6 protein-coding genes are annotated in these 8,127 nt (G+C 39.9%); 1 reads left to right on the top strand and 5 read right to left on the bottom strand.

Going from position 1 to position 8,127, the window contains the following annotated elements; all coding sequences use genetic code 11:
* Positions 1 to 153: 153 nt before the first annotated feature.
* The 5 genes from C4S35_RS15350 to dinB all read right to left on the bottom strand — a co-directional run bounded on the left by C4S35_RS15350 (position 154) and on the right by dinB (position 7,016).
* On the bottom strand, positions 154 to 585 hold the full coding sequence (locus C4S35_RS15350; RefSeq protein WP_104001024.1) for a DUF1810 domain-containing protein: 432 nt from the start codon (positions 583 to 585) through the stop codon (positions 154 to 156).
* A gap of 87 nt (positions 586 to 672) precedes the next feature.
* A complete protein-coding gene (locus C4S35_RS15345; RefSeq protein WP_104001023.1) occupies positions 673 to 1,299 on the bottom strand; it encodes an alpha-ketoglutarate-dependent dioxygenase AlkB family protein in 627 nt (208 codons plus the stop codon).
* Positions 1,300 to 1,305: 6 nt separating this feature from the next.
* Positions 1,306 to 2,679 (bottom strand): exonuclease domain-containing protein, encoded by a 1,374-nt coding sequence (locus C4S35_RS15340; protein ID WP_104001022.1) that lies wholly within the window; start codon positions 2,677 to 2,679, stop codon positions 1,306 to 1,308.
* A 73-nt stretch (positions 2,680 to 2,752) separates the two neighbouring features.
* Entirely contained in the window at positions 2,753 to 5,830 is a 3,078-nt protein-coding gene (locus C4S35_RS15335) for a DNA polymerase III subunit alpha (protein WP_104001021.1), read from the bottom strand.
* Positions 5,831 to 5,834: 4 nt separating this feature from the next.
* Positions 5,835 to 7,016 carry a DNA polymerase IV gene (gene dinB / locus C4S35_RS15330; protein WP_104001020.1) on the bottom strand — a complete coding sequence of 394 codons (1,182 nt, stop codon included), beginning with the start codon at positions 7,014 to 7,016 and terminating at the stop codon, positions 5,835 to 5,837.
* Positions 7,017 to 7,105: 89 nt separating this feature from the next.
* On the opposite strand from dinB, the gene C4S35_RS15325 reads away from it, so the two are divergent.
* A complete protein-coding gene (locus tag C4S35_RS15325) occupies positions 7,106 to 7,873 on the top strand; it encodes an XRE family transcriptional regulator (protein ID WP_104001025.1) in 768 nt (255 codons plus the stop codon).
* The last annotated feature ends 254 nt before the right edge of the window (positions 7,874 to 8,127 follow it).

Below are 8,127 nucleotides of genomic sequence, written 5' to 3'. Positions count from 1 at the left end.
CCAAAAATCATCGGACAAATTTCCCTATTGCGACCCCAGTCGCTCGTGTTTCACACTCGACTAGGGCACTCCCTGCTGCCAGCCGCGAAATATTAATAATAGTAATCCTCCTCCTTTGTTCTGAAGTTATCTGCTAAATATAGTCGATTTTTATCATCGTACACTGTTTAGCAAATGTAGTGTAAGTTCATCCGGTACTCCATTAAAATATTTTTCTAAAACATTATTAAATAACGGATTGGCATTTTTCACGTTTGCAAATAATGTCATGCAGGAGCGTAATTTCATATCGTCAGGTGTTCCCAATATTTGTGTTACTGTTTTTCCTTTGAGATTGTATAGTTCCTGAGCTATTTCAATTAGGTGTTTGCCCAGAATGGGATGTTTTAAATAGGCAGTTGCTTCATTCAAATTTTTGATTGCATAATACTGTGCCGTTTCGCTGGATCCCAGTCCTTTAATTTGGGGAAAGATATACCACATCCAGTGCGTTGTTTTTTTTCCTTTTTTTATTTCTGAGAGTGCTTTTAGGTACACTTGATTTTGTGCGTCTAAAAATTTAATTAATTCGATATTATCCGTCATTTGTTTATTTTGGTTGCCACTGGCAAACGGTATTACTAAATTAATAATTTATTTATAATTCATTCTAAGGGGTATCGTACTAATTTATTACAATTGTCGCTTAATCTGTCTGAAGGTGAGGTTAATGCGCGGCAGAATATCTTTTGCCGTTTTTGGCACCTGATGCTGCCAAAAGCTTTGCGTTGTTCCAGCCATTAATAAAAGCGAACCGTGATGCAGGGGGATTTCGACCTGAGCAATATCTTTCCTGAACTTATGGCGCAATCGGAACATACGGGTTTCACCAAAACTTACTGATGCAATAATTGCATCTTTACCAAAATTCTGTTCGCGGTCACTGTGCCATGATACGCCATCCTTGCCGTTGCGATATAGGTTTAGTAAAACACTATTGAATTTAAACTCTGTTACTTTTTCCACCCTTTCTCTTATGGATTGTAATTCGGTTGTCCAGTCCGGTTTGGTCCCATCGGCACCTGAATTGTCTCTGTCTTCGTACCACGAAATCATTCTTGGGACAGTAACTGTTTTATCATACATTTCCATAGCATATTCCTGCCATGGCGTGGTATTAAGCAGGGTAGTGTAATAGTAATCGGATTCGTCTTTGGTGAAAAGATTGTCATACAGCATGAGTTTGGTATCCGGAAGGTCAAAAACTTTTTTTCCACTACTGACTGATGTAAATATTTCGGTGTCGTTGAAGAGTGTCATAATTCTTTATAGTGTTTGTTTAAAAAGAACCTTAGCCGGATATTTCTCAGCATAAGCAAGGATTAAATCCACACTGTATTGGTTGCTTTTGTATGAAGTAACATGATCTTTTATTTCAGAGGGATCCGTAAAACCAATATCCGATGCAATATATCCCATGCCATAAAAGTGACCGTTTTCAATCCAAATGCAACTGCGTTCTTCCGCAGTCCTGCCTTTGTCTATAATGGCAAAGCTTGGCCTGTTTTTTATTAAAAAATCAATGGCGTTTTCGACTTGCTCGTTGTGTAGTTCGACTTCGGGTAAATTGTCCCGGTCCGGTTTTGGGATAAATTCTCCGTGGTCGTCCATGCCGTAGTTACAGAATCGATTATCAATGCCAAATTGTTCGGCCAGGCTGCGCAACACATTGATGCCTTTGTACAAACTATTGAAAGATTCTATGCACGCCTGAAATTTGCTCAGCTTTCCAATTGCCAGGTATCGGTAACCGCTGCGGGCTTCGTACTCATAAAGTCCATATTTAGGGTCAAAGCGTTTTAGTGCCCTGTTGTAGGTGGGCCATAGCTTCTTAATTTCGGTGCATTCCAGCAAAAGCGCCATTAATTCTGTAGCACATACTTCAAAAGAAATACCGTGTATGTCCCGCAGGAAATTTTGCCTTTGTGGAGTGACATTATGGCCAGTAAAATGGGAAGCCACCCTTTTTTTTAAGTTGATTGCCTTTCCTACGTAAATTACTTTTCTAGTCTGATCGTAAAAATAATATACTCCTGCTTTTTCAGGTAATTGCTCAAAGTCATTCGGTGGTAGGTTAGGAGGTAAGCGCTGGTCTTGAGAAGTTTTTTTTATCATTTTATCGATTACGCCTTCAACGTCCCATTCCAGCAAACGGGAAAATAATATGGCTGTGGCATCCGCATCACCGCCGGCACGGTGTTGGTTTGTTAGAGGTATGTCTAAGGATTGACAAAGCCTTCCCAAGCTGTACGAAGCCAATCCTGACTTAATCTTTCTTGCTGCTCGAACGGTGCACAATTTTGGCGCAGTCCATTTGAACCCGCTTGCTTCGAGTTGGTGCCGAACAAACGAATAATCAAAGTTGACATTATGGGCAACGAAAATGCGTCCGGTAAGCATTTCTAAAACTTTTTCAGAAATGGCATCAAAAATTGGTGCATCTCGAACCATTTCATTGTTAATGCCGGTTAGCGAAAAAATGGCTAGCGGTATTTCCTTTTCTGGGTTGACGAGCGTTTCCCAACGGTCGATTATACTAGTTCCGTTATGAATAACAATGGCAATTTCTGTAATGCGACTGTTACTGGCATTACCGCCTGTGGTTTCTATATCTACTATTGCGTATTCCTGATTTTTCATTGGTTATATAACGTGAATTGTATTGTTATTCTTGTGTAAAAGATTAAAGCACTCATGTTTTTTATTAAAAAGGTCAAACCGACTCTTTTTTTGCACCCACCTCCATTTTATGCCTTGGCAGGTTAATTTCATGTTCCTGTGGATACGGTGCCCGATGGGTCATGCTGACATCTTCCCGAATTTGTTCATGGACTTTATATTGTCTGTCGCTTGTATTAGAATATCTTGGATCAGGGAGAAACGGCATTTTGGCCATTTTGGTAACTGTAATGGTAGGAAAATGATAATCCACTTCTACAGTTCCCAAGAGCAAATAACAGCCACCGCCTTGGAACGGATATTTTTCCAGACTTTTTGTAAAATGTGCGGTATCGAAATATTCCCCTTCTATGTCTACCCAAGTTCCAAAATACATGGTTCCCATTTTGGTAGGTACATGCTTTCTAGAAATGAGATACGCGAGCATTTTAACCGTTTTTTTATGGTGTTTTAATAAATCTTTCGCCATTACATCACCCCGATATTTGGTCTGCAACAAATCAAAAGGAGTACAGGAAACCGGAAAACTCAATAGCTCGATTTCATCAAAAGCATCTTCAAAAGGAGAGCGTTCGAGTATGGGCAGTTCATATTCTTTAATTGGTTCCTGTAGCAGCATCCCGTTTCTGTTTTCGGGTTTGAAATTGACTAAGATGAGTCTGGCAATCACCAGCAATTGGTTTTTTGTTTTTCCGGTAAAGCGGAATGCTCCGATAAAAATCAAAATTTGTATGCCTTCAATACCTATGGGAATGCGGTTGATGAAATCTTCCAATGATTTGAATTCGCCTTGTTCCTGCCGTTCTTTAACAATACCATGCGCTACTTTACTTTCCAACCCTTCCAAATGCATGAAACCTATATAAACGTCGATGCCATATACCGTAGTTTCAAAATCGCTCTTGTTGACACAAGGATTCTGAATGGTTGCACCCGACATTTTGGCTTCATGTACGTATACTTCGGTACGGTAAAAACCACCCTGATTATTAATCACCGCTACCATGAATTCAATAGGATAGTAGACTTTTAAATATAAGCTTTGGTAACTCTCAACAGCATAAGAGGCGGAATGCGCCTTACAGAACGAGTAGCCGGCAAAGGATTCAATTTGTCGGTATATTTCTTCACTCAACTTAAGCGGATGTCCTTTTTGCGCACAGCAGGCAAAGTAATTGTCCTTCACTTTTTGCAAAGCAGCTTTGGAGCGTCCTTTTCCACTCATGGCCCGACGCAGAATATCACCATCGGCTGCAGGAAGCCCTGCATAATGTAACGCAATCTTTATCACATCTTCCTGATAGACCATCACCCCATAGGTTTCGCCTAGCTGTTCTTTAAAAACGTCATGAAAATACTCGAACTTATCGGGATGGTTGTGCCTGAAAATATATTCTTTCATCATACCGGATTGGGCGACACCTGGACGGATAATGGAGGAGGCTGCTACCAGAGTTTTATAGTTATCACATTTCAGACGGCGCAATAAACCGCGCATGGCCGGGCTTTCGATATAAAAGCATCCAATTGTTTTTCCATGGCTTAAAAAGTGATTCGCCTTCGCCTCATTTTTTGATATAGCAGTATCTCGGATATCGACTTTAATCCCCTGATTTTTATCGATTAGTTTCACACTGTCATCGATATGACCGATCCCGCGCTGACTCAGGATGTCAAACTTTTCAAAACCAATATCCTCGGCAATGTGCATGTCGAACAAAACAATTGGAAACCCTTTCGGAGGCATTTCCAAAGGCGTGTAATTGGTAATTGGTTCTTCGGAGATCAAAATACCACAGGAATGCATGCTGCGTTGGTTGGGGTATTTTTCGAGCAACATCCCATATTCCTGCACAAGCTTTACTATTGGGTTTTTATCATGTAACGCCATTGGGTTTTTGGCCAATGCATCCAATTCTTCTTTTGGCAAACCAAAAACCTTACCCACTTCCCGGAATATGGAACGGTATTTAAATTCGACATTGGTTCCACAGAAGGCAACATGATCCGCACCGTAAGTATCAAAAATGTATCGGAGAATGGTATCGCGTTCTTTCCAGGACCAGTCAATGTCAAAATCGGGAGGACTTTTGCGGTTCACATTCAGGAAACGTTCAAAATACAAATCCAGTTCAATAGGGCAGATGTCCGTGATTCCAAGGCAGTAACTCACGATACTATTGGCTCCACTACCGCGACCGATGTGCAAAAATCCCTGACTCATGCTATATTGAATGATGTCCCAGGTGATCAGGAAATAGCCGCTGAATTCCAGTTGGTCTATCACCTTTAATTCTTTTTCCACTCGAGCTGTTGCTTGGGGATTATCGGCACCGTACTTTTTTAACAATCCTTCGTGAGCGAGTTTGGTTAAAAGCTGCATGTCGCTTTCCCTGCTTCCGGAATAGTACTTTTTGTTTTTGGGTGTTTTGAAGTCGAATTCAAAATGACATTGATCCATCAGTTTCAGCGTGTTTTCAATAATTTGCGGATATTCTTCAAATTTCGAAAGCAGTTCCTCCAAAGGAATCATTACTTCAGATGTTTTGCAATAATCGTCCAAAGTCAATTTGGACAAGATCACGTTAGTATCAATTGCTCGAAGAATTTTATGCAGATTGAATTCTCTTTTAGTTCGAAAGGTAACGGATTGTAAAATCACCATTTTGTCAAGCAAATTCTTCCATTCTGGAAGAAACAATTTGGGAAGCTGTTCTGGAGTAATACCTATATATTCATTGTCTTTTAATACCGCTGGTTTATTTTCGAAAGGATAAATAATGACTACTTTTTTAAAATCAGGAGTGGATATTGGTAAAGGGCTATTTTCGAAATTATGTTTGGTCAGAAAGCGGTTCATTTCGGCGAGCCCATCGGCATTTTTAGCCAAACCGATATAACGCAGTTGATGGTTGCAGCGAAATTCTATACCCACTATTGGTTTTATCCCAAGCTCGTGGCATGCTTTTGTAAAATCATAGATACCGGTAACCGTATTAATATCCGTTAGCGCCATTGTCTTTACCCCACAACTGACAGCCTGCTGTATGAGATCTAACAGTGGGATGGTGCCGTAGCGCAGCGAATGAAAAGAATGACAATTGAGGTACATGGTATTATATTTTGCGTTTTAAAATTTCTGATTTGTTATTGGGTTTGAAGGTCGCACCGGCACACCGCATTACCGCGTCAAAGCCATAACGGCTTTTCATTCGGTCCATGGCTTGATACAACGACAGCATTTCTTCTGTATCTTCAAATAAATTGATTTGATAGGTGCCACGAACCAACCCACTGAAACGAATTCCGATTAATCGCAGTCGCATCCGACGCTGGTAAACTTTATCAAATAAATCGGTAACGGATTTAGTCAACATGTGATCGGCTGAGGTATAGGGTACTTTGCATTGTTTGGTTTCGGTATCAAAATTGGAATATCTTATTTTAATAACTACCGTTGAAGTCAACCATTCTTCCGAACGCAATTGGAAGGCCAGTTTCTCTACCATTCCAATCAGTATTGATTTTAATTTTGGAATGTCAATGGTATCCTGACTAAAAGTATGTTCCGTTGAAATGGATTTCCGTTCGGTATACGGTTCCACTGGATTGTTATCGATGCCATTGGCTTTCTTCCAAATGTCGATGCCATTCTTGCCGATCATCCGTTGCAATACCTCGGCAGGCATTTCTGAAAGCGTCTGAATGGTACGGATTCCAATTCGGGATAATAGTTGAAAAGTCACATCACCCACCATGGGTATTTTTTGAATCGAAAGCGGATTTAAAAAAGACCGGACTTTATTTTCCGGTATTTCCAAGTTTCCTTTAGGTTTGGCTTCGCCGGTACCAATTTTAGAAACGGTTTTGTTAACCGATAGTGCAAAACTTATGGGTAATCCCGTTTCGTTGGTAACGGATTGTGCCAGTTCGTTGGTCCATTTGTAGCTCCCATAAAATTTATCCATTCCCGTGATATCAAGGTAAAATTCATCGATGCTGGCTTTTTCCACAATTGGTGCTTTTTCTTGGATCACTTCGGTTACGTCATGCGATAATTTAGAATACAATTCCATATCACCTTTCATCACTTTTGCCTGAGGGCAGAGGCGGAGTGCCATTTTAATAGGCATGGCGGAACGCACTCCGAAAGTTCGGGCTTCATAGGAACAAGAGGCGACAACACCACGATCCCCACCACCAATTATCAAAGGGATTCCCTCCAGTTTTGAATTTCCCAGTCTTTCGCAGGATACAAAAAAAGTATCCAAATCCATGTGTACAATTGCTCTTTCCATCTTCTTTTCTTTTTTTATACTTTGCAAAATTAGTACAGATGATAACAAATTTGATTATATTTGTTGTTACAAATTATAACAAAATACCTATGTCTTTATTTTCCGACAACATCAGGAACCTTAGGGTACAACAGAAAATTTCGCAAGAAAAGCTGGCGGAGGCATTAGCGATAACTAGGGGCAGGTACGTCAAATATGAAGATGGGACTTCGGAAGCACCGTATGAAATACTGAAGAAAATAGCGCATTATTACCACATCAGCATAGACTTGTTGCTTTCCGTGGATATAAGGAAAATACCCATGGATGATTTGTTGCAATTAGAAAGTAACAGATTGGTTTTACCGATCACTGTAAATAAGGAGGGTGATAATTTAATTGAAGTCGTTACACAAAAAGTTAAGGCAGGCTATTTGAATGGTTATGCCGATCCGGAATACATTGAAAGTCTGCAGCAAATTTCATTGCCATTTTTGGGGCCAGGAAAACACAGAGGGTTTCCAGTAGAAGGGGATTCTATGCCACCACATGAAGATGGCAGTATCATTGTTGGCCGGTACATTGAAAAATTAGGAGAAGTGATGGATGGTAAAACTTATATATTGATAACCAAAAATGAGGGTATGGTCTATAAACGATTGAATAAAAACAAAAAAAACGTACTGGTTGTGGAATCAGACAATAGTTTTTACCCTCCTTATGCTGTCAAAGCTTCGGATATTCTCGAGATTTGGGAGTATGAATGTAATATTGGGCGAAGTGACAGGAAGCAGGAAAACTCCGAATCTTTAAGTGTGAAAACGCTATTTTTAGAATTGAAAAGGGATATTAGCGATTTAAAAATTAAGAATTTATAATATCAGAAATGTAAAAAGCAGCTTTTGTGCGATTTATCCCTGTTTTCCATAATTGATTTTAGAATGACAGACGCAGATAGGAGGTCTGTTCTTTGCCGAGACGACAATGATAGGTTTCTTTAATTGTTGGGATTTGATAAGGGAAGCCCACCTCCGTTTGAGAAACCGCTCACGTGTTCCCCTCTTGAGAGCAATGTCATTAAGTTAAGGTTTTATTGTTTTGATTTACAGCTATTTATTGTATTTGCAATTAG

Source organism: Flavobacterium urumqiense (genome assembly GCF_900108015.1).
Classification (GTDB): domain Bacteria; phylum Bacteroidota; class Bacteroidia; order Flavobacteriales; family Flavobacteriaceae; genus Flavobacterium; species Flavobacterium urumqiense.
Note: the sequence above shows the minus strand (reverse complement) of the source record. Positions and strands in the feature narration are given on the sequence as shown.